This is a genomic window from Streptomyces sp. SP18BB07 (assembly GCF_036322545.1).
Classification (GTDB): Bacteria; Actinomycetota; Actinomycetes; order Streptomycetales; family Streptomycetaceae; genus Streptomyces; species Streptomyces deccanensis.
The window spans coordinates 24,892-50,506 of sequence record NZ_JAQYWT010000222.1; the positions used below are offsets into that span (position 1 = coordinate 24,892).

Genomic DNA, 25,615 nt, shown 5'->3' on the forward strand with positions numbered 1-25,615 from the left:
TGCCGTGAATGTGCACGTATAAGCCGTGCCCGGTCGGTTACCCGCACGGCATGATGCGAACGCTGAAACGGCACAGTGGGCACGGAAAGCACGGTGGGCACCCCGGCTACGGCGGGCACACCGACCAGGTCGAGCGCGACGACCGGTTCGCGCGCGACGAGGAGGTCGAGCGCGGCGAGACGGCCGACCGCCACGAGGAGGCCGGGCGCGGCGACGAGAGCGGGGCCGCGCGGGCGGCGCCGACGGCCGGGCCGGACGAGGAGGTGGAGCGGCGGGCGCCGGACAGCCCCGCCGATCTGCCGAAACGCTCCTGGTGGGCGGTGCTGAAGGGCACCGTGAAGGAGTTCAAGAAGGACGAGCTGACCGACCGGGCGGCGGCGCTGACCTACTACGGGATCCTCGCCCTGTTCCCGGCTCTGCTGGCGCTCGTCTCCCTGCTGGGGATCGTCGGGCGCTCGGCGACGCAGCAGGTGCTGGACAACATCCAGCAGCTCGCCCCCGGCGCCGCGCGGGACGTGCTCACCAACGCCGTCCAGCAGATGCAGGGGAACGCCGGGCTCGGCTCGATCATGGCGATCGTGGGTCTGGCGCTGGCGGTGTGGTCGGCCTCCGGCTATGTCGCCGCGTTCATCAGGAGCGCGAACGCGGTGTACGACGTCCCCGAGGGCCGTCCGGTGTGGAAGGTGCTGCCGGTCCGGGTCGGGGTGACGGTGGTGCTGATGGTGATGGCCGTGATCAGCGCCCTGATCGTGGTGTTCACCGGAGCCCTCGCCAAGGAGGTCGGCACCGCGCTCGGGGTCGGGGACACGGCGCTCACCGTGTGGTCGATCGCGAAGTGGCCGGTGCTGGTCCTGCTGGTCACGATCATGATCGCGGTCCTGTACTGGGCCACCCCGAACGCCAAGGTCCGCGGCTTCCGCTGGATCACCCCGGGCAGTCTGCTCGCCCTGCTGATCTGGATGGTCGCCTCGGCCGGCTTCGCGTTCTACGTGGCCAACTTCGGCTCGTACAACAGGACCTACGGCGCCATCGCGGGCGTGATCATCTTCCTGGTGTGGCTGTGGATCACCAATCTGGCGATCCTGCTCGGCCTGGAGTTCGACGCCGAACTGGCGCGTCAGCGGGCCCTGGCGGGCGGCCATCCGCCCCAGGAGGAGCCGTACGTCGAGCCGCGCGACACCCGCAAGTGGGACGAGGAGGACCGACGGCGCCTCGGCGCCGACGATCAATGACGGTCCATGACGGTCGATGACGGCCGGCGCGGGGACACGCCGTCGGATGGACCATCGGGCCGGTTTGGGCGGTGCATGGTCATATCTTGCGGAATATGACGAAATGGCATATTGGCTATCTGGCGTGCGTCGCGGCGGTCATCGGGGTGGGGCTCGGGGCCGCCCCGCAGGCCGTCGCCCACCACCCGACCCACGTGGTCTTCCCCGGCGAGTCCATCCAGCAGGCGGTCGACGCGGCCGCGCCCGGCGACACGGTGCTCGTGGCCTCCGGCACCTACCGCGAGAGCGTCCGGATCGGCACCCACGGCATCACCCTGCGCGGCATGGGCCCCCGCACCGTCGTCGAACCGGCCGTGACGAAGGCCGCCGACGGGTGCGGTGACGCCGGCAACGGCATCTGTGTGATCGGAACGAAGGACCACAAGGTCGAGGACGTCACCGTCGCCAACCTGACCGTGACCGGCTTCACCGGCTCCGGGGTCTTCGCGCAGGACACCGACCGGCTCACCGTGCGGCACGTGACCGCCGTCAAGAACGGTGTGTGGGGCATCGCCCAGGAACGCTCGGTGCGCGGCGTGTTCCGCAAGAACACCGCCCGCGACAACGGCGACGCCGGACTGTTCCTCGCGAACACCGTCAAGGCCGAGCAGGGCGCCACGGACAGCGGCGGCATCGTCGTCGCCCACAACCGCCTGGAGGGCAACCGGATCGGCCTCACCGTCCGGCGGCTGCGCAACCTCACCGTCGCGGACAACCACGTCACCGGCAACTGCGCGGGCGTCTTCGTCGTCGGCGACGAGAACAAGCCGAGGGCCGGCGCCCTGACCGTGCGGGACAACCTCATCGACCGCAACAACAAGTCCTGTCCGAAGACCGCGCGACTGGACGCCCTCCAGGGCACCGGCATCGTGCTGACCGGCGCCGAGGACACCCTGGTCACCCGGAACCGGATCACCGGCAACGCCGGCGCCTCCCCGCTGTCGGGCGGCATCGTCGTGTGGAAGAGCTTCGTGGGCACCACCAGCGAGCGGAACCGGATCACCGAGAACGTCCTGGAGAACAACGCCCCGGCAGACATCGTCAACACGGACACCGCCGGCAAGGGCAACACCTTCTCCGGCAACACCTGCGCGGCGTCCAAGCCCGCCGGACTGTGCTGACCGGGCCGGGGTCGTCCATGAACGCGAACAAGGAGGGCGTCGTATGACGACCGCTCAGACCAGACCGGCGGGGGAGCCGTCACCCACCGCCCGCACCACGCGGACCCAGGCCGTCCACACGTCCGCCCAGGGGCCCCAGGCCGCCCCGCCGCCACCCATGCGGTTCAGGGAACTCGTCTTCGGCGCGGCGGTCGCCGGCGCCCTGCGCGCCGCCGCCCGACTGGGCGTCGCCGACGCCCTCGGCGACACCCCGCTGTCCGCGGAGGACCTCGCGGCCGCGGTGAAGGCCCAACCGAAGCCGCTGCGGCGGCTGTTGCGGGCCCTGTCCTGCCACGGCGTGTTCACCGAAAGGCCCGACGGGACGTTCGCGCACACCGACATGTCCCGGCTGCTGCGCGAGGACGACCCGCACAGCCTGCGCGCCATCGCCCTGTGGTGCACCGAACCGTGGACCTGGGACGCCTGGCCGAAGCTCGACGAGGCGGTGCGCTCCGGCCGCAACGTCGTCGAGGACCTGTACGGCAAGGAGTTCTTCGTCTACCTGAACGAGGACGCCCCGGAGTCGGCCGACGTCTTCAACCGGGCCATGACGACCTCCAGCACGCAGTCCGCGCGGGACGTCGCCGACTTCCTCGACCTGTCGGGGAGTTCGTCCGTCGCCGACATCGGCGGCGGGCAGGGCCACGTCGTGGCGAGCCTCCTGGAGAAGCACCCCGACCTGCACGGCACCCTGCTCGACCTGCCGCGGGTGGTGGACAACGCCGACCCCCGGCTGCGACCGGGCGGCGCGCTCGCGGACCGCACCCGCGTCGTCCCAGGCGACTGCCGCGAGGCCGTCCCGGTCCGGGCCGACGTGTACGTCATCAAGAACATCCTGGAGTGGGACGACGACAGCACCGCCCGGCTGCTGCGCAACGTCATCGGGGCGGGCGGCCCCGGCACCCGGGTCGTCGTCATCGAGAACCTCGTCGACGACTCGCCGTCGATGCGGTTCAGCACCGCCATGGACCTGCTGCTCCTCCTCAACGTCGGCGGGGCCAAGCACACCACCGAGAGCATGACCTCCCGGCTGACGGCCGCGGGGCTGGTCATCGACGACGTACGGCCGGTCAACGCCTACCTGCACGCGTTCGACTGCCACGTCCCCGGCTGACCCGCACCGTGACGACAGGCCGCCGGGCACGCGCGACGCGCGTGCCCGGCGGCCTGTCGGCGCGTTCAGGAGCGGTCGTCCCGCTCCCAGCGGTAGAAGCAGTTCGCCATCGCGTCCTTCGGCGAGCGCCAGGTCGCCGGGTCGTACGCGCTGACGTACGCCGACAGCCGTTCGCTGATGGCCCGGAACTCGGGATGCCCGGCCATCTTCGTGATGGTGGGCGTGGGGTCCCGCTCGGACTCGACGAGGTGGATGTACACGTCGTCGAACTGGAAGAGGCTGCGCCGGGAGACCCCGATGAGGTGCGGCAGCTCCCCCCGGTCGGACTCCTCGAAGATCTTGGCGATGTCCGGGGCGGCGCCCGGGGCCATCCGGGCGACGATCAGGGATTGGTGCATGGGTGTCGTTCTCCGTCCGAATACGGGGGTCGGGTTCGGCCGTCTCAGTCGGTCAGGCCCGGCGCGGCGCCCCGTTCGGCGGCGGCCTTCTCGATGCGGTCCCGGATCAGGGCCATCTGGACCTTGGAGTTGCGGTTGATGTTGTCGGTCATCCAGTCGTCGTCGACCGGCGCGTCCGGCTTCATCGAGAAGTCCTGCGTCCACGCCATGCGGGTGCCGCCCGGGACCTTCTCGTACTCCCAGAGGATGTTCATGTAGGCGAAGGGGCCGGTCTCGACGCGGCGGGCCTCCACGGTGAGCGTCTCGCGGTCCGTCTCCCGCTCCGAGACCCAGCTCCAGACCTTGCCGTTCTCGTCGGGGTGCATGGTCAGCCGGAACGTCACCCGGTTCCCCTCCTCGGAGAGGATCTCGGCGCTGGCGTACTCGCTGAACAGCCGGGGCCAGTTCGCGACGTCGTTGGTCATGTCCCAGACCAGGTCGACGGGCGCGGCGATGGTGATCTCGTTGTGCGTGTGTCCGGCCATCTCAGGCTCCCGCCATCAGCGCGCTGTTGACCTGGTCGAGGAACTGCCTCGGGCTCTTCGCCTTCTCCGCGTCCGGCGGCATCGGCGTGCCGTACCGGTTCTCCAGCTCGCCGACGATGCCGAGCAGACCGAGCGAGTCGATGCCGAGGGCGTCGAAGCCGGACTCGTAGCGCTGGCGCAGCTCCTCCGGGGTGACGGTGACCCCGGCGGCCTTCTTCATCAGCTCGGACAGTTCTTCCACGGTGATGCGGTCACTCATGCGGTTCTCCTTGGTGCAGAGGTGGTGCGTCGGTGCGAGGTGGTGCGTCGGGAGGGACGGGGGACGGTCAGGTGGTGTCGCCGGGGCCGAGTCGCAGCACCAGCGCCGCGTTCGACCCCATGAGGCCCCGGCTGAGGACCAGAGCCGTGCGCGGCTCGGCGGCGCGGGCGCGGGCGGTGACGAGGTCGAGGTCGTGGCAGACGTCGAAGACGTTCGGGGTGGGCGGGATGACGCCGTGCTCCATCGCGAGCACCGCCGCCGCCACGTCCAGCACGGCCGCCGCGCCGTTGCCCCGGCCGACGGCGGTCTTCGGCGCCGTGACGGGGACCCGGGTGCCGTGCGCGCCGAGGGCGTCCGTGATCGCCAGTGCCTCGGCCCGGTCCGCCGCCGGAGTGCCGAGGGCGTCGGCGAAGACCACGTCGACCTCCTCGGGGGCGCAGCCGGCCTCCGCGAGTGCGCCCCGGATCGCCTCGGCGAGGCCCGCCCGGGACTCCTCCCAGCGGGAGGCGCCGGTGAACGTCGCCGCGTGGCCCGCCAGGTGGGCCCGGACGGGCGCGCCGCGTTTCCGGGCCGTGTCCTCGGCCTCCACGACCAGCATCGCGCCGCCCTCGGCGGGCACGAACCCGCAGGCCGCCGAGGTGAAGGGACGGTAGGCGCGCTCCGGGTCGGCCACGGTGCTCAGCTCCGGGTAGCCGAGCTGGCAGACCACCGAGTAGGGGGCCAGCGGCGCCTCGGTCGCGCCGGTCACCATCACGTCGGTGCCGCGCCGCACGGCCCGCGCCGCGTGCGCCACGGCGTCGAGACCGCCGGCCTCGTCGGAGGCGATCACCCCGCAGGGGCCCTTGAAGCCCCTGCGGATGGAGATCTGGCCGGTGCTGGCGGCGTAGAACCAGGCGATGGACTGGTACGGGCCGACGAAGCGGCTGCCCTTGGACCACAGCTGCTGCAGCTCCCGCTGCCCGAACTCGCCGCCGCCGGAGCCGGCCGCCGTGACCACGCCCACCGAGAACGGGGCCGCGTCGGTCTCGGGCCGGTCCAGGCGGGCGTCGTCGAGCGCCTGGTCGGCGGCGGCCATCGCGAAGTGCGTGAACCGGTCGGTCTGGACGAGGTAGCGCTCCTCGACCGCCGAGGGCGGGTCGAAGTTCCGGACCTCGCCGGCCACCTTCAGCGGCAGGTGCTCGCAGCCCTCGCGGGTGACCCGGTCCAGGACGCTGATGCCCTCCCGGGTGGCCTTCCAGAAGGTCTCGGTGCTCGTTCCGTTGGGCGCGACCACGCCGATTCCGGTGACGACCGCGCGCCGAGGACGCCGCGTGCTCCGTTCGCTCATCGTGTCTTCTCCCTCGGCAGACTCATGACCACCGCGGACTGGAAGCCGCCGAACCCGCTGCCCACGGAGAGCACGTTGGTCAGCTTCCGTTCGCGGGCGACGCGCGGGACGTAGTCCAGGTCGCACTCGGGGTCCGGGGTCTCGTAGTTCGCGGTGGGCGGGACGACCTGGTGCGCCAGGGCCAGCGCGCAGGCGACGACCTCGATGGCGCCGATCGCGCCCAGCGAGTGGCCCACCATGGACTTGATGGAGCTCATCGGCGTGTCGTAGGCGTGCGCGCCGAGCGTGCGTTTGACGGCGGCCGTCTCGTGCCGGTCGTTCTGCTTGGTGCCCGAGCCGTGCGCGTTGACGTAGTCGACGGCCGTGCGGTCGATCCGGGCGTGGTCGAGGGCGTCCTCGATGGCCCGTGCCATCTCCAGGCCCTCCGTGGTCAGACCGGTCATGTGGTAGGCGTTGCCGAAGGTGGCGTAGCCCCCGATCTCGCAGTACACATGCGCGCCCCGGGCCCGGGCGTGCTCCAGCTCCTCCAGGACGAGGACGGCTCCGCCCTCGCCCATCACGAAGCCGTTGCGGTCGGCGTCGAAGGGGCGGGAGGCGTGGGCCGGGTCGTCGTTGTTGGGGGAGGTGGCCTTGATCGCGTCGAAGCAGGCCATGGTGATCGGGGAGATCGGCGAGTCCGACGCCCCGGCTATGCAGATGTCGGCCCGGCCCTCCTCGATGGTGTGGAAGGCGTACCCGACGGCGTCGAGGCCCGAGGTGCAGCCGGTGGAGACGGTCTGCACCGGCCCGCGCGCCTCGAAGCGTTCGGCGACGGTGGAGGCGAGGGTGCTGGGCGCGAACGCCCGGTGCAGATGCGGACCGGCCTCCCGGTGGTCCACGTCCCAGCGCTGCCCGCTGTGACTGACCAGCACATAGTCGTGCTCCAGCCGGGTGGTGCCGCCGACCGCGGTGCCCAGGGACACCCCGACCCGCCAGGGGTTCTCGGCGGCGAGGTCGAGGCCGGAGTCCCGTACCGCCTCCTCGCCGGCGACCAGGGCGAACTGGATGTACCGGTCGCAGCGGGCGATCAGGTCCGCGTCCAGTCCGTGGGCCGCCGGGTCGAAGTCGCACTCGGCGGCGATCCGCGAACGCAGCCCGGACGGGTCGAAGAAGGTGATGCCGCGCGTCGCCGTACGGCCGCCCGCCAGGAGGTCCCAGAACGCCGGGACGCCGATGCCGCCGGGGGCGACGATGCCTATGCCGGTGACCGCCACGCGCCTGGTCATGAGCGGACCCGGGTGTGTTCGGTTGCCCGTGCGGCGTGCGCCGCCTCCACCGGGATCGGTACGCCGTTCGCGTCCTCGGTGTCGACGTGGCCGAGCGGCGGGCTCGGGGCCAGCGGGCCCAGGTGGAAGACCATCCGGGCCTCCACCTTGCCGACGTTGCGGAAGCGGTGGCGCATGTGGGCGGGGATCAGCAGCCCCTGCTCGGGCCGGAGTTCGTGGGCCTCGCCGTCGAGGTCGACCTCCAGCTGCCCGCAGATGACGTAGATGAACTCCTCGGAGTACGGGTGGTAGTGCTCGGCGATGCGGTCACCGGGCGCCACGATGGCCACGCCCATGAAACCGCTGGTGGAGCCGACGGTGGTGGGGGTGAGCATGGCGCGCAGATCACCGCCGCGCCGGGTGTTGGGCTCGACCTCGCTGACATCCACCACTTTGGGATGGCGATTGATCACGACGTTCCTCCGAACGTGAGCTGCGGACTGGTGAGAGGTGGTCAGGCGTCGGGCGCCCGGCGGTCGGTGACCAGGTCCATGCGGGCGACCGTGAGCAGCCGGGCGGGGGCCTCGTCCCTGGGCGAGCCGTCCATGCCGAGGGCGCGGCCGTCGAGGAGCGCCGTCAGCTCGGCCGCGCGGGCGCGGTCGGTGAGCCCGAGCACGGGGCCCGGGTCGGCGTCGAGGCCGCCGCGTACGTCGACCAGCCGCACCACGATGTCGTCGCGCTGGAAGATCGTGCTGCGCAGCACCGGGCCCTGCGGGTCGTCCGCCGCCGCCTCGTCCTGCCGGGCGAGCAGCTCCGCCAGCCGCAGTCCGCTGCCCTCCCGGGCCGGGTAGTACAGCGCGTGCCGTACGGCGTCCGGGCTCTCCTGGCCGGCCGTCACATGGTGCACGGCGGGCAGCGCCGCGCGGGTGAAGAAGACCCGGGCCGAGTCGGGGTCGTCGAGGTCCCGGTCCTGCTCCAGATACGGGTTGATGGCCTCCTCGACGGCCCGCACCTCGGGCTGCCGGGCCACGTGCCGCAGCGCGGCGAGCAGGTCGCCCCGCACCTCGACGGCGCGGACCACCCGGTTGCCGTGCATGAACAGGGAGGTGCGGCACAGCCGGGTCGTGTCGTCGACCCGCGGCTCCGGCGCGGCGTAGTCGGCGAGGATCTTGGCGACCTTCTCCTCGCTGCCCGGCTTGACCGTGAAGGTGAGCGCGTGCCGGATCAGGCCGTCGCCGATGCGGGGCGAGGTCTGCAGCCGGCGCTCGCCCGCCTCGGCCTCCACCGCCGGGCCGCCGGTCTCGCGGACGATGTGGAAGCGCAGCGAGCGGGTGTCGCGCACGCAGTCGTGCAGCGGCCGCACCATCTGCACGTGTTCCTCGCTGTTGACCCAGGTGAGGAAGGGCGGGGCGCTCTCCCACTCGCTGGTGATGAGCCATTGGGAGGGGTTCTCGATGGACTGGCACAGCTGGTCGCTGACGTGTCCGGGGACCGACGCGACCTGGTTGCACAGCTGCTCGTACGCCTCCAGGAACTGCTGCTGGGCGCCGTCGTAGACGTCCACGAGGAGGACGACACGGAGCCGGGAGCCGTCGAAGACGGACTGGGAGACCCGCTGCGACACCTGTCGCCGCAGTGACTCGGTAACACGTTCGGACGTGGTGGTCATCCTGCGCACATCTCCTCGGTGGGGGGCAGAGAAGGGCGAACGTCGGCCGGAGCGGCGTGACGTCGGCGTGCCTCGATCCTGAGCCCGACCCCTCGGGCGCGCGACTCGTATGCACTGCGCGGGTGACCGGTGCACCGGGCGGGTGACGGGGGGTCGGGGCCGGTGACCGGCCGGGCCGTCGGGCGGCGGCGCGGCCGGTCACGGCGGCTATCGCGCCCGGCACGGGTCAGGCCACGCTCGTGGCGGTCTTCTTGCGGCGCGCCGCGTACAGGCCGGTCCCGGCGACGGCCAGGACGGCCAGCCCGCCCGCGGTCACGGCCGGGGCGGCGAGGCCGCCACCGCCGGTGTGGATCCCGCCGCTGGGCTTCTCGTGCCCGCCGCCCCAGGACTCCTCGTCGTGCCCGCCGCTGCGGGAGCCGTCCTCCTGCTTGCCGCTCCAGGAGCCACCGTCCTGCTTCCCGCTCCAGGACCCCTCGTCCTGCTGGGCGTTCCCGGAGGCCGCCTTGTCCTGCCCCTTGTCGTGCTCGCTGTAGGAGGAGTCCGAGCCGTCCCAGCCCCCGGACGCGTACGCGACGGGCGCGCCGAGCGCGAGGAGGGCCGAGGCCGCCGCGGTGGCCATGAGCATACGAACAGAGCGCATCTGACGATCCTTCCGTCGGCCGGGCGGGCAGCCGACACCTCGTCAGCTGTGGTGACCCGCCCCCGACGTGATCCACCGTCAGACAGCACTCCCTACCCCACCACTCAAGACGATCACTCGGGTGAACCCGCCCGCCCGTCGGGCGAGTTCACGGGGGAGACGGGCTGGTCCTCAGCCCGGTCGGACGGCCTCAGGTCCTCGCCAGCAGCGTGGTGAGGACCTCCCGCAGCGCCGCCTCGGTGTCCGGGACCGGACCCGGCGCCCGCCAGGCCACGAACCCGTCGGGCCGGACGAGTACGGCGCCGCCGGGCGCCGTCCCGTGGACCGCCGCCCAGTCCGCGTCACCCTCGGGCGTCAGCTCGGCGGCGGGGCCGTCGCCGACCCGGTACGAGGCCAGGGGGACGGACATCGCCTCGGCCAGCCGGAGGGCGGCCTCGTGCCAGCCGGCCGACCCGCCGTCCGTGCCGGCGCCGGTGTGGCCCTCCGCGTCGGCGTCGCTGAGCAGGACGAGCGAGCGCTCGTAGAGGTCCAGCGTGGAGATGTGTTCTCCCCGGTGCCGGACGGCCAGGTGGGGAGCCCTGCTGCCCGGTGCGCCGGACAGGTCGAGGCGTTCCGGGACGACCGGGGTCGCGGGGTCGGCGCCGAGGACGGCACCCCGCGGATAGCGGTAGCCGAGGGCCACGTTGAGGATGCCGCGCTGCGGGCCGCCACCGCCGCCGACACCGGGGGCCGGGGCGAAGCCGGGGTGGCTGTGCTCCACCGACCGGGCGGCGGCACGGGCGCTGGTCGCCTCCGCCACCGGGCGGCGCTCGGCGTCGTACGTGTCCAGCAGGCCCTCCCCGGCCCAGCCGCCGAGCACGGCCGCCAGCTTCCAGGCGAGGTTGTGGGCGTCCTGGATACCGGTGTTGGAGCCGAAGGCCCCGGTCGGGGACATCTCGTGGGCCGAGTCGCCGGCCAGGAAGACCCGTCCCGAGCGGTATCCGCGGGCGACGCGCTGGGCGGCGTGCCAGGGGGCCTTGCCGGTGATCTCGACGTCGAGATCGGGCACCCCGATCGCGCGGCGGATGTGCTCGACACACCGCTCCTCGGTGAACTCCTCCAGGGTTTCCCCGTGTTCGGGGTGCCAGGGCAGGTGGAAGACCCAGTTCTCCCGGTTGTCCACGGGCAGCAGCGCCCCGTCGGCGTCGGGGTTCGTCAGGTAGCAGACGATGAAGAGGCGGTTGCCGACGACCTCGGCGAGGCCGCGGGAGCGGAAGGTGACGCTGACGTTGTGGAACAGGTCGCCGGGGCCGCTCTGCCCGATGCCGAGCTGTTCGCGGATCGGGGAGCGCGGGCCGTCGGCGGCGACGAGGTAGTCCGCGCGGACGGTGGTGTGCTCGCCGGTCTCGCGGCTCTTGACGATCGCGGTGACACCGGAGGAGTCGCTGTCGAACGACAGCAGTTCGGTGTTGTAGCGCAGGTCGCCGCCAAGCCGTTCGGCGTGCTCGAACAGCACCGGCTCCAGGTCGTTCTGGCTGCACAGGCACCAGGAGCTGGGGCTGAAGCGGGCGAGTCCGCCGCCCGCGTCGATCTCCTTGAAGAGCCACTCGCCCGCGTCGCCGACGAGGGTGGGCGTCTGGAGGATTCCGTGGTTGCCGGACAGGGTGGCGGCGGCCCGGCGGATGCCCTGCTCGACGCCGGCCGTCCGGAACAGCTCCATCGTGCGGACGTTGTTGCCCCGGCCGCGCGGGTGGATGGAGGTGCCGGCATGCCGCTCCACCAGGGTGTGCGGCACCCCGAGGCGGCCCAGGAACACCGAGGTCGACAGGCCGACGAGGGACCCGCCGACGACGAGGACCGGGGTGTGGTGGTGGGTGGGGGTGCCGGTGGCGTCGGTCCGATCGGGCCTCTGCCCCGTCTTATGGCTCTGCTTCATCGCGTTCATCGCTCAACTCCAGCGCGTCGTGTCCGCCGACTCGGCCGGGTGGGGCCGGGGGCTTCATCCATGCCCCGCACGCGCCCCGCACCGGGAGAACGGGACCGGGCTTCACCCGCTTAGGGCCCTCGCGACGGCTCCGGGGCGGACCGCTCAGGTACTCGGGTGGAGCTGAGTACGTGTGCTCTGGGCGGAGAAGAGCCGTGCCGGGACGCTGGGTTCATGAGCGAACGACTCCGCAAGACCGCCTCCCGACTGCTGCCGGGCCTCGTGACGGCCGTGTCAGCCCTCGCCCTCTGGGCCCTCTGGCTGGGCTGGGACCAGCGGCGCGACCTGCATCCTGACGGTTCGTCGACCGGCCCGTACGAGGCGTGGCAGGTGATCGGCCTGGTGCTGACCCTGCTGGTGCCGGTGTACTGGGCGGCGTCCCGACGGCACATCACCGGCGCCGTGGCCGGCACCACGATCGGCTTGACGGTGGCCTCCTTCTACGACTGGTCGGACGACGCCAGCGGCCTCTACGTCATCGGCGTGACAATGGTGATGCTGGGGACGATCGCGGTGACGACCGGTGTCTCGTTCCTGATCGCGGCCATCGGGGGCGGCGGGGGCGGCGGGTCGCGGCCTCAGCCGACAGCCCCCATGACCTCGTAGGCCTCGGGGTCGAACCGGGCCAGCCGTCGGCGCATACGGCCCGTCGACCAGGGCCAGCTGAAGCTGTTCACGCCGTTGTCGTCGAGGTAGTAGCTGGAGCAGCCGCCCGCGTTGTAGACCGTGGACGGGAGGGCCTGCTGAAGCTCGGCGTTGAAGGCGGCCTGGACTTCGGGGCGTACGTCCATGCTGCTCCAGCCCGCCGCGCGGAAGTGCCGTACCGCGCCCGCCACATACGCCAGTTGGGCTTCGAGGACCGCGTACGCGGAGGAGTGGCCGGTGCCGAGGTGCGGGCCGAGGAGGACGAACGCGTTGGGAAAGCCGCTGACGGTGGTGCCGAGGTAGGCGTCCGGGCTGCCCTTCCAGTGGTCGTCGAGGCTGGTGCCGTCGGCGTCGAACACCCGGCGGGCGATGGGCATGTCGAGGATGTGGAAGCCGGTGCCCAGGATGATCGTGTCGACGTCGGCGCGGCTGCCGTCGGCGCCGAGGACGCTGCCGCCGTCGACGGCCTTCACCGCCGTCGCGTGGACGGTGACATTGGGCCTGGTCAGGGCCGGATAGTAGGTGTTGGAGAGGAGGAGGCGTTTGCAGCCCAGGGTGTAGTCGGGCGTGAGGGCCCGCCGCAGGTGGGGGTCCTTGACGGCGGCCCGGAGGTGAAGGCCGCCCACCTTCTGTACCGCGCGCAGCAGGGCCGGGTGGCGGAAGCCGACGCCGAGGGCCTCCAGCGCCGCGTACTCCGCCGCCCGCAGTGCCCGTTGGGCTCCGGGGACGGTCCGCAGCACCCGGCGTTCGGCGTTCGGCACCGGGTGGTCGGGCTTGGGCAGCACCCACTGGGCGGTGCGCTGGAACAGGTGCAGCCGGCCGACGCGGGGCTGGATCGCCGGCACGAACTGCACGGCCGAGGCGCCGCTGCCGACGACGGCCACCCGGGCGCCGGTGAGGTCGACGTCGTGGCGCCAGCGCGAGGAGTGGAAGACCTCGCCGGGGAAGTCGGCGAGGCCGGGTATGTCGGGGAGCAGCGGTTCGTGCCAGGGTCCGGCCGCCGAGATCAGGAAGCGGGTGGTGTAGGTGCCACGGGTCGTCTCGACATGCCAGCGGGCGGCCGCCGGGTCCCACTGCGCGCGGGTGACCTCGGTGCCGTAGCGGATGAGGGGCGTGATGCCGTACGCGGCGGCCGTGTTCCGGAGGTAGGAGCGGATCTCGGGCTGGCCGGCGAAGGCCCGGGTCCACTCCGGGTTGGGCGCGAAGGAGTACGAGTACAGGGCGGAGGGCACGTCGCAGGCGCAGCCCGGGTAGGTGTTGTCGCGCCAGGTGCCGCCCAGGTCGTCCGCCTTCTCGACGAGGACCAGGTCGCGGACCCCCGCCTCGCGCAGCTTGATCGCCGCGCCGATGCCGGAGAGGCCGCTGCCGATGATCAGGGCCTCGACGTGGTGGGTCCGGGCCACTCGGGCCTCGGCTGCCGGGGCAACTTCGGGGCCGTCGGGGTTCTCGGGGCCGTCGGGGTTCTCGGGGTGCGGCATCTCAGGCTCCTGTCCGTGGGGCGGCGGGTGCGGCGTCAGGGACGGCGTGGCGGACGACATCACCGGCGGCTTCGCGGACGGTTTCGCCGGGCGCCTCGCGGAGCGCCTCGCGGACGTGGGCGCGTGTGGTGCGCAGGGCGGTCTCCAGGACCGTCAGGCGGCGTCGGGGGTCCATGAAGTTGCCGCCCATCACCTCCAGGTCGGCGGCGTCGGGCTCGATCCGGACGACCCTCGTGCCCGTCGCCCGCAGCGCGGCGCACTCCGCGTCGAGCGTGCGGGTCATCGCCCGGCGCAGCAGTGCCTCCGCCCGGCCGAGCCCGTGGCGCGGGCCGGGGGAGCGGGAGCTCATCGGCGCGACGACGTACACCTCGTCGAGTCCGCTCGGGACGAGCAGGTCGGCGGAGGCGGTGGACAGGATGCCGCCGTCGGCGTACCGCCCGCCCCCGATGCGCACGGGCGGGAACCAGCCCGGCACCGCCCAGGACGCCCGGAGCGCGTCCCGCAGGGCGGCCGGGCGCGTGTCGGGGTGCCCGAAGACCGTACGGCGCCCCGTGTCGAAGTCGGTCGCCACCAGCCAGGTCGCCGGATGCGGGACCCACTGCCCGGCGGGGACGAGGGAGTCCGCGAGGGCCGCCAGCCATCGGGTGTCGCCACGGCCCTGGGGCAGCAGCCCGGAGAGCCCGGCCAGGGCGGGGGCCGCCCCGCGCAGGGCGCGGCGGGCCAGTCCGGGGGAGCCGAGGAAGGCCGCGGGCCGGGGCGGGAGCGCCCGGGAAGGGGAGGCGAAGTGGCGGAGGAGGTCGGGGCGGGCGTCCGGGCGGCCCAGTTGCGCGGCCAGCAGCTCCTCCACGCCCACGCCCGCGCCGAGCAGGGCCGCCACCTCGGCCCCGGCGGAGGTGCCGACCAGGACGTCGGCCTCGCGCGGATCCCAGCCGACGGCTCGCCGCAGCGCGTGCAGGGCGGCGATCGTCCAGGCCGCGCCGAGCGTGCCGCCGCAGCCCAGTACGAGTCCTCGGGTGGGGGTCGTGGTCGTGCGTGTACTCGGAGCGGTCACCGCGTTCACATCCCGATACTCGTCACTCGACCGGCAGCGTCGTGCCGAGGAGCGCTCGGATATTCAGATACTCAGGAAATCCAGATACCAGCGAGATCGGGATACTAGTGGTATCCGAAATGATTGGACAGCCCCCTGCCGGAGATAGGATCCGGGAATCCCCGAGCCACCTGGAGAGGGAGCGAGACATGGCCCGCCTCAGCCGCGTCGAGAGTCAGGAACGGACGCGTGAGCGGCTGGTCGCCACCGCGCGGCAGCTGTTCCTCTCCCACGGCTACGCCGCCACCTCGCTCAGCGACGTCGCCGAGACGGCCGGCTACTCCAAGGGCGCCGTCTACTCCAACTTCCGCAGCAAGGACCACCTGTGCCTCGCCGCCCTCGACGACATCCGGGCCGAACAGCTGGCGCTGCTCACGGACGCCGTCATGGGCGAGGCCGGGATCGAGGACCGGTTGTCGGCCTTCGCCGCGTGGGCCGAGGCGCACATCGGCGACGAGGCGTGGACCACGCTGGAGGTCGAGTTCCTCACCAGCGCGCGGCACGACGCCGAGCTGCGGGGCGAGATCGCCGTACGGGTCGCAGTGATCCGTGAGGCCCTCGCCCACCTGCTCGACGCGCTCGCCCTGGAGCTGGGTGTCGCCCCGGCGATGCCCGCCGACCGGGCCGCGATGACCCTGCTCAGCCTGGGCATAGGACTCGGCGTCCAGCGCGTCGCCGACCCGACCGTCCCCACGGCCGTCCTGACGGAGACGCTGCGGCTGGTGCTGCGGATGGAGGACCGGGCGGAGAGATGACCGGGCGGAGGAGTGACCGGGAGGGCAGGCCGCGTCAGGCCCGTCCCCGGGTCTCCGCCGCGCGGCGGGCCAGGGAGTCGAAGACGACGGCGACGAGCAGCACGCCGCCGGTGATCATGAACTGGACGGCGGGCTGGACGCCCAGCAGGGCCATGCCCGAGGCGATGGACTGGATGATGAGGACGCCCAGCAGGGCGGACCAGGTCGAGCCACGGCCGCCGAAGAGGCTGGTGCCGCCGATGACGGCCGCGGCGATGGCGTTGATCAGCAGCATCCCGGAGCCCGGGACCTGGGTCGCCGAGGTGAGCCGGGACGCGACGAACAGACCGCCCACGGCGGCCAGCGTCCCCGACACCACGAACACGGCGATCCGTACGCGCGACACGTCGACGCCGGACCGCCGGGCCGCCTCCACGCCGCTGCCCAGCGCGAGGACCTGACGGCCGTAGACCGTGCGGCGCAGGAAGAGGTCCGCGGCGATGACGACGCCGAGGAAGATCAGCAGCGCCAGCGGCAGGCCCTCGAAGCGGTCCAGGACGTACACGGTGGCGAACGCGACCAGCGCGAGAAGCGCCGTCCGCACCCAGATGTCGCCCCTCGCCCGGTACGGCATCCCGGCCGCGCCACGGCGTCTGCGGTCGCGGTGGCACAGGAGGAGGTACGCGAGCGGGCCGAGCGCCGCCAGGCCGTAGGTGACGGCGGCGGAGCCGAAGGCGCGGCTGGTCAGCTCGGCGACCAGGCCGTCGTCGCTGAAGCTGATGGAGCTCTCCGGCCCCAGGAAATAGAGCATCAGGCCGTTCCAGGCCAGCAGGCCGGCGAGGGTGACGACGAACGCGGGCACGCCGATCTTGGTGAACACGACCCCGTGGAACGCCCCGGCCGCCGCGCCGCAGGCCACGGCGACGAGCACGGCGAACCCCTCCGGCATGCCGTGGTTCACGTTCAGCGCGGCGAACAGGGCGCCGGAGAGGCCGGCCAGCGAACCCACCGAGAGGTCGATCTCGCCGATCAGCAGCACGAAGACGACGCCGACGGCGACCATGCCGGTGCCGACGATCTCGACGCTGAGGACGGAGAGGTTGCGCGGGGAGAGGAAGTTCTCGTTGAGGCTCTGGAAGACGATCCAGGTCACGGCGAGGGCGAGGAGCGCCGGCACCGGGCCGAGCTCACCCTCGTGCACCCGGCGGCGCACGGCGTGGGCGTACGCGCGGGGGCGCTCGCCGTACCACCGGCGTGCGGCGTGGGACGGGCGTCCGGTGTGCGACGGCCGTCCGGTGTGGGGCCGGCGCCCGCCGTACCATCGGCGCCCCTCGCGCGACCGGCGTCCGGCGTGGGACCGGCGTCCGGCGTGCGACCGGTGTGCGTCGTCCCGCGGGCCCTCTTCCCGGGGGCTTCCCTCTCCGTTCCCCCTCACGGCCATGTTTCCTCCGGGTCGGTCGGGGGGTGGCCCGCGGTGTTGTCCACCGCGCCGGTGATGGACGAGATGATCTGTTCCTGGGAGGTCGTGCTGACGTCGAAGAGGCCGTTGTTGCGGCCGAGGCGCAGGACAGCGATCCGGTCGGCGACGGCCTTGATGTCCCCCATGTTGTGGCTGATGAGGAGCACTCCGGTGCCCCGGTCGCGCAGTTCCTCGATCAGGTCGAGGAGCTGGTTGGTCTGTTCGAGGCCCAGGGAGGCGGTGGGCTCGTCGAGCAGGAGCAGCCGGGGCGCGCTCACGAACGAGCGGGTGATCGCGACGACCTGCCGCTGCCCGCCGGACAGCGTGGCGAGCGGGACCCGCACGTCGGGGATGCGGATGGAGAGGGTGCGCAGCAGCTCACGGGTCCGGCGCTCCATCTCCACCTCGTCGAGGACGCCGAAACGGTGGATCTCCCGGCCGAGGAAGAGGTTGCCGACGACGTCGAGGTGGCCGCACATCGCGAGGTCCTGGTAGACGGCCGCGATCCCGAGGAGCTGGGCGTCCTGGGGGCGTCTGATCTGGACGGGTTCGCCCTCCCACTCGATGACGCCCTTGTCTGGAGGACCGACCCCCGAGATCACCTTGACCAGGGTGGACTTCCCGGCGGCGTTGTCGCCGACCAGGGCGACCACCTCACCGGCCCTGATCTCCAGTTCGACGTCCACCAGCGCGTGGACGGCGGCGAAACGCTTGGAGACGCCGCGCAACGCCAGCAGGGGCTGGACCACCGGGTCACCTCCTGGACGGGGTGGACGGGACGGACGGGGCCGCTGGGGCTCATGCGACTGACAGGGCCACTGGGGCTCACGGGGTGAGTCCGGCCTTGTCGCACGCGGGCCGGAGCTTCGGGGTGCATATCTGGTCGATGGTGTACATACCGTCCTTGACCAGAGTCTCCTCGATGTTGTCGACCGTCACCGCGACCGAGGGGAGGAGGACGGCCGGGATGTTCTCGTCGGTGGGGCTGTCGACGGTGCCGGTGGCGATGGAGTCGACCTCCTCGCCGCGCCCCAGGGCGACGGCCATCTCGGCTGCGGCGTCGGCCGCCGGCTCGAACGGCTTGTAGATGGTCATGTGCTGGCTGCCCTGCACGATGCGCTGGATGGCCGCGAGGTCGGCGTCCTGGCCGGTGACCGGCGGCAGCGGCCGCACCGCGCTGGCGTTCAGGGCGGAGACCACGGCGCCCGCGAGGCTGTCGTTGGCGGCCAGGACGCCGTCGATGTTCTCGGCGCCGAGGGCGGAGATGGCTCCGCTCATGTTGACGTAGCCGTTCTCCGGCCGCCAGCCGACGGTGTCGTACGACTTGCCGATCTTCACCTCGCCCTCCAGGACGGCGAGCGCCCCGCGCTTGTACCAGCCGGCGTTGGGGTCGGTGGCGGCGCCGTTCATCATGACGATCTGGCCGCTGTCGGCCTTGTCGCCCATGGCCTTCAGGAGTTCCTCGGCCTGGAGTCTGCCGACGGTGTCGCCGTCGAAGGTGACGTAGCCGGAGATGGGGCCCTGGGCGAGCCGGTCGTAGGCGACGACGGGGATGTCGGCCCGGTCGGCGGCCTCGACCGACGAGCGCAGCGCCTTGGGGTCGACGGCGGCGACGATCAGGACGTCGACGCCTCTGGTGATCATGGCGTCGAGCTGCTGCCGCTGGACGGCCGGCTCGGCGGTGGCGGCGACGGTCGCCGCCGGGCAGCCGGGGCACAGCTCCTTCAGCCGCTTCTCGATCAGGGGTCTGTCGAACTGTCCGAAGCGGGAGGCTCCGCCGCCCGGGAGCAGTACGCCGACGGTGAGGTCGTCCCCGCCGCCGCCCTCGCTCCCGCTGTCCCCGCCACATGCCCCGGTCAGGACCAGACCGGCGGCGACCAGGAACGCCGCGCCCGCCCGCCCGAGGGACCTACGCTTCACGACCGCCGCACGGCCGACGCCGAGACCCATGTCGGTTCCTTAGGGGATTTGCCCACTCTTACCCTGCTATGGGCGCCTCCCTCCAGCGTAGCCAAGCCCGCGGAACGGCGGCCTCCGCACTGTCGGCCTCCGCACGGTCGGCGTCCGCACTGTCGGCCTCCGCACGGTCGGCGTCCGTGTCCTGCGGGGCCGATGGGCCGTTGGTGCGGGCGTGAAGAAGATCATGACGCTGGCCCTGCTGCCCGCCGCCGCCCTCGCCCTCGCCTCTCCCGCCCACGCGGACGCCTCCGCCGGCAACGACAGCAACTTCGGCCCCGGAGTCAACGCCGCCAACAACTGGAACTTCAGCGCCGCCGCCGTCTGCTTCCAGGAACTCGCCGTCGTCCCGGTGGGCGGGGCGTGGACCGGCGACACCGTCAACCACTGCGCGAACGGGAACGTGCTGGACCACGCCCGCTGACGGGGCCCGGCCGGGGGGTGTTGTGGCAAGTCGGCGGCCGGGATTCACGCTCGGCCGCTGCGCGGCGATCGCCCTACCCTTCGTCGGGACGCCACCCCGACGATCATCACGCGGCGCGGCAAGCAGGAGGTCGTCGTGATCGACATCCAGGAGTACCAGCGCCTGTGTCAGATCGCCGAGAACGCGGAGGAGGCATGGCTCGATCAACTGGCCGACGAAGCCGAATCCGAGGGCACGGAGGCGTCGGTCTCGCTTGAGGAGATGGCCGCCTTGCTGCGCACCCAACAGTGCTGACCTCACGCAATACGTCACGCCCGGCAAGTTCCGTAGCTTCCGTGGCGCGGCGGGCCTCTGCCGAGGTTGCGGTGCCCGCGTGCGGCGCTGAGCATGGGCCGAGGGGCCGCGACGGAGGGCGGTGCCTGGATGAGCGCGAACCGTGCGACCCGTGTGTCTGACGTGATGTCCGACCGTGCGTACGACGATGATCGCCTGTTGCGCTGTCTGGTCACCGGGGCCACCGGGTACATCGGGGGGCGGCTCGTGCCGGAGCTGCTGGACGCCGGGTACGCGGTGCGGTGTCTGGCTCGGTCGCCCGGGAAGCTGCGGGATCATCCGTGGGCCGGGCGGGTGGAGGTCGTGCGGGGGGACGTGACCGACGGTGAGTCCGTGGGGGCGGCCATGGAGGGCGTGGACGTCGCCTACTACCTCGTGCACGCGCTCGGCACCGGGCGGGGGTTCGAGGAGACCGACCGGCGGGCGGCCGAGATCTTCGGGGAGCAGGCCCGCGCGGCGGGCGTACGGCGGATCGTGTATCTCGGTGGGCTGACCCCGGCCGGGGTACCCGAGGGCGAGCTCTCGCCGCATCTGCGTTCCCGCGCCGAGGTGGGCCGCGTGCTGCTGGCCTCGGGTGTACCGACCGCCGTGCTCCGCGCCGCCGTGATCATCGGCTCCGGCTCGGTGTCGTTCGAGATGCTGCGCCATCTCACCGAGCGGCTGCCTGTCATGGTGACCCCGAGCTGGGTGCGCACCCGTATCCAGCCGATCGCCGTCCGGGACGTGCTCCGACTCCTCGTGGGGTGCGCGCGGCTGCCGGACGACGTGAACCGGACCTTCGACATCGGCGGGCCGGACGTCGTGACGTACGAGCAGATGATGCGGCGGTACGCGGCCGTCGCGGAGCTGCCGAAGCGGGTGATCGTGCCCGTGCCGCCGCTCACCCCTCGGCTGTCCAGTCTGTGGGTCGGGCTGGTCACCCCGGTGCCGGGCGGTCTCGCGCGCCCGCTCGTCGAGTCGCTGAAGCATGAGGTGGTGTGCGGCGAGCGGGACATCGTCCGCTACGTGCCCGACCCGCCGGAGGGGCCGGTCGGCCTGGACCGGGCGATCGCGCTGGCCCTGCGGCGGGTGCGGGACGCCGACGTGGCGACCCGGTGGTCCTCGGCCTCGACGCCCCGCGTGCCCAGCGACCCGCTGCCGACCGACCCGGCCTGGGCGGGCGGCAGCCTGTACGAGGACCGCCGGGAGCGCGCGGTGGCGGCGTCGCCGCAGGCGCTGTGGCGGGTGGTGGAGGCGATCGGCGGCGAGAACGGCTGGTACTCCTCGCCGCTGGCCTGGTCCCTGCGCGGCTGGGCGGACCGGCTGGTCGGCGGGGTCGGTCTGCGCCGGGGCCGCCGAGACGCCACCCGGCTGCGGATCGGCGACAGCCTCGACTTCTGGCGGGTCGAGGAGATCGAGCCCGGCCGGCTGCTCCGTCTCCGCGCGGAGATGCGGCTGCCGGGCCTGGCCTGGCTGGAGATGACCGTCGACCGGGACGAGGAGGGGCGCACGGTCTACCGGCAGCGGGCCCTGTTCCACCCGCACGGGCTCGCCGGGCACGCGTATTGGTGGGGTGTGGCTCCCTTCCACGCGGCGGTCTTCGGGGGGATGGCGCGGAACATCGCGGCGGCGGCGGAGGCCGAAGCCCAGACCGACGCCGCCGCGCCCGAACCGGCCCGCACGCACTGACGAACGGACGGGTCGGGAGAGTGCCGGCCAAGGCCAGGGTCAGGAACGAGGCGATGAATCCCGTTCAGGTGGGTCCGTGTCCGGCTCGGGCAACCGCATGCCGCGTGACTCGGCCACGCGCAGGGCGTCCGCCAGGCACTCGGTGAGGCGGATCGCGGTGTAGCGCACCTCGGCGTTCGGCGACACGGGATCGTCCAGTACTTGGCGGGCGCGGGTGAGTACGTCGGCGCCCGTGGTGAGTTGCCGGGTCTCTGTCGTATCCGCCAGCCGCGACACGTACCCGCCCCGGCCGCTCGCCGAGAGAAAGCACGGCTTGCCGTCAGGGGACAGCCACGGCAGCAGACGGAGCGTGGTGAGGGGCGGGGCTCGGGCTTCGGCTGAGGCTCCATCAGACAGCCACCTTGCCCGCGCCGATGAGGTGCCGGTCGAGGTCGATCCCGAAGTCGGCGGCGAGCACGAGGGCGAGGCGACGGTGCGCTTGCCGGTCACGCTCGTGCGCGTTGTCATGCGTGTGGTCGCGCTCATGGGCGGCGAGGTAGGGGCGGACGAGCCGGTTCTCGGTGCCGTCGAGGGGGAGGTGGCGGCAGTAGGGGGAGCGGCGGGGAGGGAGGGTGGGGCGTGTGCAGCGGGCTGGGGGTCGTTGTACGGCGGTGGGGTTGAGTGCGGGGGAGGGGTGCCGGGTGGTGTCGGCGCCTGCCCGGCGGGTTCCGGTACCGGGGCCGAACAGGAGGCTCAGCCTGCGGGCGGCACGGCGGATAAGGTTCGTCATGTCGGTCTGCTCCACTCAACTCAGGTCAGATCGGCCGCGCCCCGGGAGGTCTTGTCCACCTCGCCGGGGTTTTCTGCGTCGCACGGCAGTCTTGCACCCAGGTGCGTTAGGTAGCAATAGGAAGCATAGGGTTGCGTGCGGATGTTCCCGCATGTGGTGAGTCGCTACGAGGCGCCTTAGCGTGCATGCATGGCTGATGACCACGACTGGAGGCCCGACCCGGCGAGCCACGTCTACGTGTATCTCCAGGTTGTGCACCACATTGCCGAACAGATCCGTACGGGGCGTCTGCCTGTGGGGGCGCGACTCCCTGCCGAGCGCGATCTCGCCGAGCAGTACGGCGTTGCCGTCAACACCGTCCGACGGGCTGTCCGAGACCTCCGCGATCAGGGCCTCGTCATCACGGTCCCGATCAAGGGCACGTTCGTTCGCGCCGAGCGGCCGTCATCCGAGACGTCGGGCGAGGACGAGGTCGCTGACTGACGTGGTGCGGCCCTTCGCCCACAGTTCGGCCGGGGAAGATGGCGGGGCCTTACGGCCGACCCAAACCCGCTGCGCTGAGTGTAGGGGTGCGGCACCGTTGAGGCATGACTGATCTGCCGCGCTACGAGTATGTGAAGCTCGCGGACGCCATCGCCGCCGACATCGCGTCCGGCAAGCTGCCCCAAGGGGCTGCCCTGCCTGGTGAGCGGGCCATGACGGAGCTGCACAGTGTCAGCATCGGCACGGTACGTCGCGCCGTTGTGGAGCTGCGGAAGCGAGGGCTGGTCGCCACCTTGCCCGCGAAGGGGACGTACGTCATCGGGGCGCCGGACGCTTCGGCTGGCAGCGCCGAGGAGGACACGGGCACAGACTGACGAAGCCCTTCGCCGACAGTTCGGCCGGTGACGAGGGTTCATCAACCGGGGTTCAGGGCCCGGCGGGCCGCGTTGATGACATGGTGTGCGTCGGCCCCGTACACGGCCGACTCGCGCAAGGTGCGCCAGACCTTCGCGTACAAGGCGACTGTCACGCCGACTACACAGCCGAGGACGTCGAAGATCCCAACCCTGCCAACGTCATGCAGGGGCAGGGGCAGGGGCAAGGGCAGGAGCCGGCCGGGCCGAGCTTTGCGGTTGTGGATCGGCTCTTGTTCAGGGGCCGAAAGCTCTGAGGGTCGCGTCGACAAGTGAGTCGGCGTATGCGGCGGTCAGCGGACCGCTGCGGTGCAGCCACCGCTGGAAGAGGGGGGCGTAGAGCACTTCGAGGGCCAGGTCGAGGTCGGCGTCGGCGTCGAGCTGGCCGACTTCCTGGGCGCTGCGCAAGCGCGCCTTCTTCGCTTCTTCCAGCGGCTGGGCCAGCCTCTCCCGGTACTCGGCCGCCAGCGCGGCATCGTTGGCGATCTCGGTGTTGAGGGCCCGGATCAGCCTGTCGAAGGCTGGGTCGGCGAACTCCTCCGCCGTGGCCCGCATGACGAGCTTGAGGTCGGCCTCGAGGTCGCCCGTGTCCGGCAGCGTGACCGACTGTCCGTCCGCATCCTCACTCAGCGCCAGAAGGGCGGCGAAGACGACCGCGCTCTTCGACGGCCACCGTCGGTAGATGGTCTGCTTGCCGACGCCGGCACGGGCAGCGATGGCTTCGACCGTGACCTTTTCGTATGCCTCCTCCGCGACCAGGGCGCGGGTGGCCGCGAGGATTGCCTGCCGGGATCGTTCCTTGCGCCGGGAGTGGTCCGGCCCCTTCTCGTTGGACATGCGTTCAGCCTAGTCCCGAAATAAAACGAGACGCTCCGTATTGATGAAGCCAAGAGTATGCCCTAGGCTGTAAAGGAATCGATACGAACCGTTTCGTTTACTGAGAGTGAGAAATCATGACGCACGCAAGGGTCTGGCTCATCACCGGCGCATCCCGTGGCCTGGGCAGGGCTTTCGCCGAGGCCGCCTTGGCGAGCGGCGACCGCGTAGTGGCTGCCGCCCGCAACGTCGAGCCTCTGGAGGAACTGACCGAGAAGTACCCCGACCGCCTGGTCCCGCTTGCGTTGGATGTCACCGACCGCCGGGCCGTGTTCGACGGGGTGGAGCGGGCGGCAGCCGCGTTCGGCGGGCTGGACGTCGTCGTCAACAACGCCGGCGGAATGCTCTACGGGATGGTGGAGGAAGCCACGGAGGAGCAGATCCGGGCACATATGGATGTGAACTTCTTCGGCGCCGTGTGGGTGGCTCAGGCGGTCCTTCCGTACTTGCGCGCCCAAGGCGGGGGACGGCTCCTCCAGGTCACCTCGATGGGCAGCGGCGGTGGCATGGCCACCGTCGGCTTCTACGGCGCGGGCAAGGCCGCGCTGGACTCGGTGAGCGAGGCCCTGGCGATGGAGGTCGAGGGGTTCGGCATCAAGGTCACCATCGTGCAGATGGGCGGCTATAACACCGGCCTGTTCACCACCGGCACCACGACCACCGAAACCCTGCCGCAGTATCAGCCCCTGCGCACCGAGATGGAGGCGATGTGGGGCGACGCCGTCTCCCCGGATCCCGGCACGGCTGCTCCGGTCATCATGGAGCTGGCCGCACTGCCGGACCCGCCCCGACGACTGATCGTCGGCAGCCAGTCCTTCGATCACGTCCTGGAGATGGACCGGGCCCAAGCGGATCTGTACCGGTCCTGGGAGCACCTCAGCCGTATCGCCCCGGGCTGACCCTGTCCCGCGCCACGACATTCCCGTCCCCGTCACGCTGCTCAGTCGCGGGGACGGGCGTGCGCCGAGAAACGCGCCGTACCGGCAGGATCCGCCGGAGTCGACCGTAGGGGGGCAGGCTGCCCTGCCGGTCCGGGAGATGCTGTTCGGCCGCGCGGGATTCGAACGCCTACGCAAACACGTCCTGCGGGCCTGACCGGGCGTCACCGAATTCAATGGCCCCCCGGCCCAGCGCCGGGGTGGTCAACGCCCTCTACGCCGGCCCGGATGCCGCCTCACATACACGTGCTGGCCCAGGGCACAGGTTCCCCGTCCTCGTACGACCCGGATCGGCCCCGGTGCGGTATCCCAGGCACCCGTGTATCCGCAGGTCAGAAGGGCTGGGATGGTTCCAGGGTGCTCGATGGGCCGTGGGCTGTTGCGTCGGGTCGTCGTGACCGCTGATGCTCTTGGTGTCGCACCGACCGAGGCCGGGCCGACCAGCCGGCCTCGTCGGGGCAGCCATGTCCAGGCACTGTCCACGCACTGTCCACGCACTCATCACACACGGGGGAACACCCATGTCCATGCGCATCCGAAGCAGCGCTCTCACCGCACTCGCGGTCGTCGCCCTCGCGGCCGGCTCGGTCCTGACGGCGCCGGCCGCGGGCGCCGCGTCGAAGGCCGCCGCGCCCACGTTCCTGTCGGCGTCCCAGCTGCCGCCGCACCCGACCTCGTCCTGGACCGCCGGGCCGGTCACCGAGGGGTTCCCGGAGGCAATCGGCGTCTGTGTGAGCACCGAGGGCGTGCTGTCCTACGACTACCGCTACCGGGAGTTCC

General features: G+C 72.0%; 28 protein-coding genes and 2 pseudogenes. 12 read left to right on the forward strand and 18 right to left on the reverse strand.

Annotated features, from left to right (window positions below):
* Nucleotides 1-50: 50 nt before the first annotated feature.
* From PUR53_RS05475 to PUR53_RS05485, 3 genes are all read left to right on the forward strand, one after another.
* The gene (locus PUR53_RS05475; RefSeq protein ID WP_329907554.1) at nucleotides 51-1,232 is read left to right on the forward strand and encodes a YihY/virulence factor BrkB family protein; all 1,182 of its coding nucleotides are present in this window, start codon (nucleotides 51-53) and stop codon (nucleotides 1,230-1,232) included.
* A 95-nt stretch (nucleotides 1,233-1,327) separates the two neighbouring features.
* Entirely contained in the window at nucleotides 1,328-2,392 is a 1,065-nt protein-coding gene (locus PUR53_RS05480) for a right-handed parallel beta-helix repeat-containing protein (RefSeq protein WP_329897068.1), read from the forward strand.
* Between the two features lie 157 nt (nucleotides 2,393-2,549).
* Entirely contained in the window at nucleotides 2,550-3,545 is a 996-nt protein-coding gene (locus tag PUR53_RS05485) for a methyltransferase (RefSeq protein WP_329897198.1), read from the forward strand.
* Between the two features lie 65 nt (nucleotides 3,546-3,610).
* Here PUR53_RS05485 and PUR53_RS05490 read toward each other — a convergent pair whose 3' ends face one another.
* From PUR53_RS05490 to PUR53_RS05530, 9 genes are all read right to left on the reverse strand, one after another.
* The gene (locus PUR53_RS05490; protein ID WP_329897067.1) at nucleotides 3,611-3,943 is read right to left on the reverse strand and encodes a TcmI family type II polyketide cyclase; all 333 of its coding nucleotides are present in this window, start codon (nucleotides 3,941-3,943) and stop codon (nucleotides 3,611-3,613) included.
* A gap of 44 nt (nucleotides 3,944-3,987) precedes the next feature.
* On the reverse strand, nucleotides 3,988-4,467 hold the full coding sequence (locus PUR53_RS05495; RefSeq protein WP_239756077.1) for an SRPBCC family protein: 480 nt from the start codon (nucleotides 4,465-4,467) through the stop codon (nucleotides 3,988-3,990).
* Between the two features lies 1 nt (nucleotide 4,468).
* Nucleotides 4,469-4,726 carry an acyl carrier protein gene (locus PUR53_RS05500; RefSeq protein WP_329907556.1) on the reverse strand — a complete coding sequence of 86 codons (258 nt, stop codon included), beginning with the start codon at nucleotides 4,724-4,726 and terminating at the stop codon, nucleotides 4,469-4,471.
* 67 nt (nucleotides 4,727-4,793) lie between these two features.
* Nucleotides 4,794-6,053, reverse strand: a complete 1,260-nt coding sequence (locus tag PUR53_RS05505; protein WP_329907558.1) for a beta-ketoacyl synthase N-terminal-like domain-containing protein — start codon at nucleotides 6,051-6,053, stop codon at nucleotides 4,794-4,796.
* A complete protein-coding gene (locus PUR53_RS05510; RefSeq protein WP_329897064.1) occupies nucleotides 6,050-7,318 on the reverse strand; it encodes a beta-ketoacyl-[acyl-carrier-protein] synthase family protein in 1,269 nt (422 codons plus the stop codon). The genes PUR53_RS05505 and PUR53_RS05510 overlap by 4 nt, the downstream gene beginning before the upstream one ends.
* Nucleotides 7,315-7,770 carry a cupin domain-containing protein gene (locus PUR53_RS05515; protein WP_329907560.1) on the reverse strand — a complete coding sequence of 152 codons (456 nt, stop codon included), beginning with the start codon at nucleotides 7,768-7,770 and terminating at the stop codon, nucleotides 7,315-7,317. Before PUR53_RS05515 ends, PUR53_RS05510 begins: the two co-directional genes overlap by 4 nt.
* A gap of 41 nt (nucleotides 7,771-7,811) precedes the next feature.
* Nucleotides 7,812-8,966, reverse strand: coding sequence for a SchA/CurD-like domain-containing protein (locus PUR53_RS05520; protein WP_329907562.1), 1,155 nt, complete (start codon nucleotides 8,964-8,966; stop codon nucleotides 7,812-7,814).
* A gap of 226 nt (nucleotides 8,967-9,192) precedes the next feature.
* A complete protein-coding gene (locus tag PUR53_RS05525) occupies nucleotides 9,193-9,606 on the reverse strand; it encodes a hypothetical protein (protein WP_329897061.1) in 414 nt (137 codons plus the stop codon).
* A 190-nt stretch (nucleotides 9,607-9,796) separates the two neighbouring features.
* Complete coding sequence (locus tag PUR53_RS05530; RefSeq protein ID WP_329907564.1) at nucleotides 9,797-11,530, reverse strand: FAD-dependent oxidoreductase; 1,734 nt, start codon at nucleotides 11,528-11,530, stop codon at nucleotides 9,797-9,799.
* A 213-nt stretch (nucleotides 11,531-11,743) separates the two neighbouring features.
* Between PUR53_RS05530 and PUR53_RS05535 the strand changes: the two genes are divergently transcribed.
* Nucleotides 11,744-12,175: a hypothetical protein gene (locus PUR53_RS05535; protein ID WP_329907566.1), complete on the forward strand. Its 432-nt coding sequence runs from the start codon at nucleotides 11,744-11,746 to the stop codon at nucleotides 12,173-12,175.
* Here PUR53_RS05535 and PUR53_RS05540 read toward each other — a convergent pair.
* Both PUR53_RS05540 and PUR53_RS05545 read right to left on the reverse strand, forming a co-directional pair.
* Nucleotides 12,148-13,692, reverse strand: a complete 1,545-nt coding sequence (locus tag PUR53_RS05540) for a flavin-containing monooxygenase (protein WP_329907567.1) — start codon at nucleotides 13,690-13,692, stop codon at nucleotides 12,148-12,150. The two genes, PUR53_RS05535 and PUR53_RS05540, sit on opposite strands and share 28 nt — an antisense overlap.
* Before the next feature lies 1 nt (nucleotide 13,693).
* Complete coding sequence (locus tag PUR53_RS05545; RefSeq protein ID WP_329907568.1) at nucleotides 13,694-14,743, reverse strand: patatin-like phospholipase family protein; 1,050 nt, start codon at nucleotides 14,741-14,743, stop codon at nucleotides 13,694-13,696.
* Between the two features lie 188 nt (nucleotides 14,744-14,931).
* Here PUR53_RS05545 and PUR53_RS05550 point away from each other — a divergent pair, with 188 nt between their 5' ends.
* Nucleotides 14,932-15,537: a TetR/AcrR family transcriptional regulator gene (locus PUR53_RS05550; protein WP_329897056.1), complete on the forward strand. Its 606-nt coding sequence runs from the start codon at nucleotides 14,932-14,934 to the stop codon at nucleotides 15,535-15,537.
* Between the two features lie 34 nt (nucleotides 15,538-15,571).
* On the opposite strand, the gene PUR53_RS05555 is transcribed toward PUR53_RS05550, so the two are convergent.
* The 3 genes from PUR53_RS05555 to PUR53_RS05565 all read right to left on the reverse strand — a co-directional run bounded on the left by PUR53_RS05555 (nucleotide 15,572) and on the right by PUR53_RS05565 (nucleotide 18,925).
* Nucleotides 15,572-16,729 carry a sugar ABC transporter permease gene (locus PUR53_RS05555; RefSeq protein ID WP_443078106.1) on the reverse strand — a complete coding sequence of 386 codons (1,158 nt, stop codon included), beginning with the start codon at nucleotides 16,727-16,729 and terminating at the stop codon, nucleotides 15,572-15,574.
* 218 nt (nucleotides 16,730-16,947) lie between these two features.
* On the reverse strand, nucleotides 16,948-17,724 hold the full coding sequence (locus tag PUR53_RS05560) for an ATP-binding cassette domain-containing protein (protein ID WP_239756088.1): 777 nt from the start codon (nucleotides 17,722-17,724) through the stop codon (nucleotides 16,948-16,950).
* 76 nt (nucleotides 17,725-17,800) lie between these two features.
* The gene (locus PUR53_RS05565; protein ID WP_329907569.1) at nucleotides 17,801-18,925 is read right to left on the reverse strand and encodes a sugar ABC transporter substrate-binding protein; all 1,125 of its coding nucleotides are present in this window, start codon (nucleotides 18,923-18,925) and stop codon (nucleotides 17,801-17,803) included.
* Between the two features lie 181 nt (nucleotides 18,926-19,106).
* Here PUR53_RS05565 and PUR53_RS05570 point away from each other — a divergent pair, with 181 nt between their 5' ends.
* The 3 genes from PUR53_RS05570 (at nucleotide 19,107) to PUR53_RS05580 (ending at nucleotide 21,356) form a co-directional block, all read left to right on the forward strand.
* Nucleotides 19,107-19,355 (forward strand): hypothetical protein, encoded by a 249-nt coding sequence (locus PUR53_RS05570; RefSeq protein WP_329897054.1) that lies wholly within the window; start codon nucleotides 19,107-19,109, stop codon nucleotides 19,353-19,355.
* Nucleotides 19,356-19,397: 42 nt separating this feature from the next.
* On the forward strand, nucleotides 19,398-19,649 hold the full coding sequence (locus PUR53_RS05575; protein WP_329907573.1) for a prevent-host-death family protein: 252 nt from the start codon (nucleotides 19,398-19,400) through the stop codon (nucleotides 19,647-19,649).
* 165 nt (nucleotides 19,650-19,814) lie between these two features.
* On the forward strand, nucleotides 19,815-21,356 hold the full coding sequence (locus PUR53_RS05580) for an SDR family oxidoreductase (RefSeq protein WP_329907574.1): 1,542 nt from the start codon (nucleotides 19,815-19,817) through the stop codon (nucleotides 21,354-21,356).
* Between the two features lie 39 nt (nucleotides 21,357-21,395).
* On the opposite strand, the gene PUR53_RS05585 is transcribed toward PUR53_RS05580, so the two are convergent.
* Nucleotides 21,396-21,632, reverse strand: a complete 237-nt coding sequence (locus tag PUR53_RS05585) for a hypothetical protein (protein ID WP_329907570.1) — start codon at nucleotides 21,630-21,632, stop codon at nucleotides 21,396-21,398.
* A 112-nt stretch (nucleotides 21,633-21,744) separates the two neighbouring features.
* Nucleotides 21,745-22,125, reverse strand: coding sequence for a hypothetical protein (locus tag PUR53_RS05590; RefSeq protein ID WP_329897052.1), 381 nt, complete (start codon nucleotides 22,123-22,125; stop codon nucleotides 21,745-21,747).
* Between the two features lie 189 nt (nucleotides 22,126-22,314).
* On the opposite strand from PUR53_RS05590, the gene PUR53_RS05595 reads away from it, so the two are divergent.
* Nucleotides 22,315-22,608: a GntR family transcriptional regulator gene (locus PUR53_RS05595; RefSeq protein ID WP_329897051.1), complete on the forward strand. Its 294-nt coding sequence runs from the start codon at nucleotides 22,315-22,317 to the stop codon at nucleotides 22,606-22,608.
* A gap of 104 nt (nucleotides 22,609-22,712) precedes the next feature.
* Nucleotides 22,713-22,982, forward strand: a complete 270-nt coding sequence (locus tag PUR53_RS05600) for a GntR family transcriptional regulator (RefSeq protein WP_329897050.1) — start codon at nucleotides 22,713-22,715, stop codon at nucleotides 22,980-22,982.
* A gap of 41 nt (nucleotides 22,983-23,023) precedes the next feature.
* Here PUR53_RS05600 and PUR53_RS05605 read toward each other — a convergent pair.
* Together PUR53_RS05605 and PUR53_RS05610 are read right to left on the reverse strand one after the other, a co-directional pair.
* Nucleotides 23,024-23,131 (reverse strand): annotated as a pseudogene (locus tag PUR53_RS05605) (transcriptional regulator); the annotation flags it as partial.
* Nucleotides 23,132-23,258: 127 nt separating this feature from the next.
* Nucleotides 23,259-23,858: a TetR/AcrR family transcriptional regulator gene (locus PUR53_RS05610; protein ID WP_329897049.1), complete on the reverse strand. Its 600-nt coding sequence runs from the start codon at nucleotides 23,856-23,858 to the stop codon at nucleotides 23,259-23,261.
* A 116-nt stretch (nucleotides 23,859-23,974) separates the two neighbouring features.
* On the opposite strand from PUR53_RS05610, the gene PUR53_RS05615 reads away from it, so the two are divergent.
* Together PUR53_RS05615 and PUR53_RS05620 are read left to right on the forward strand one after the other, a co-directional pair.
* Nucleotides 23,975-24,796 carry an SDR family NAD(P)-dependent oxidoreductase gene (locus PUR53_RS05615; protein WP_329907571.1) on the forward strand — a complete coding sequence of 274 codons (822 nt, stop codon included), beginning with the start codon at nucleotides 23,975-23,977 and terminating at the stop codon, nucleotides 24,794-24,796.
* Nucleotides 24,797-25,356: 560 nt separating this feature from the next.
* Nucleotides 25,357-25,615: pseudogene (locus PUR53_RS05620) on the forward strand (hypothetical protein); the annotation flags it as partial.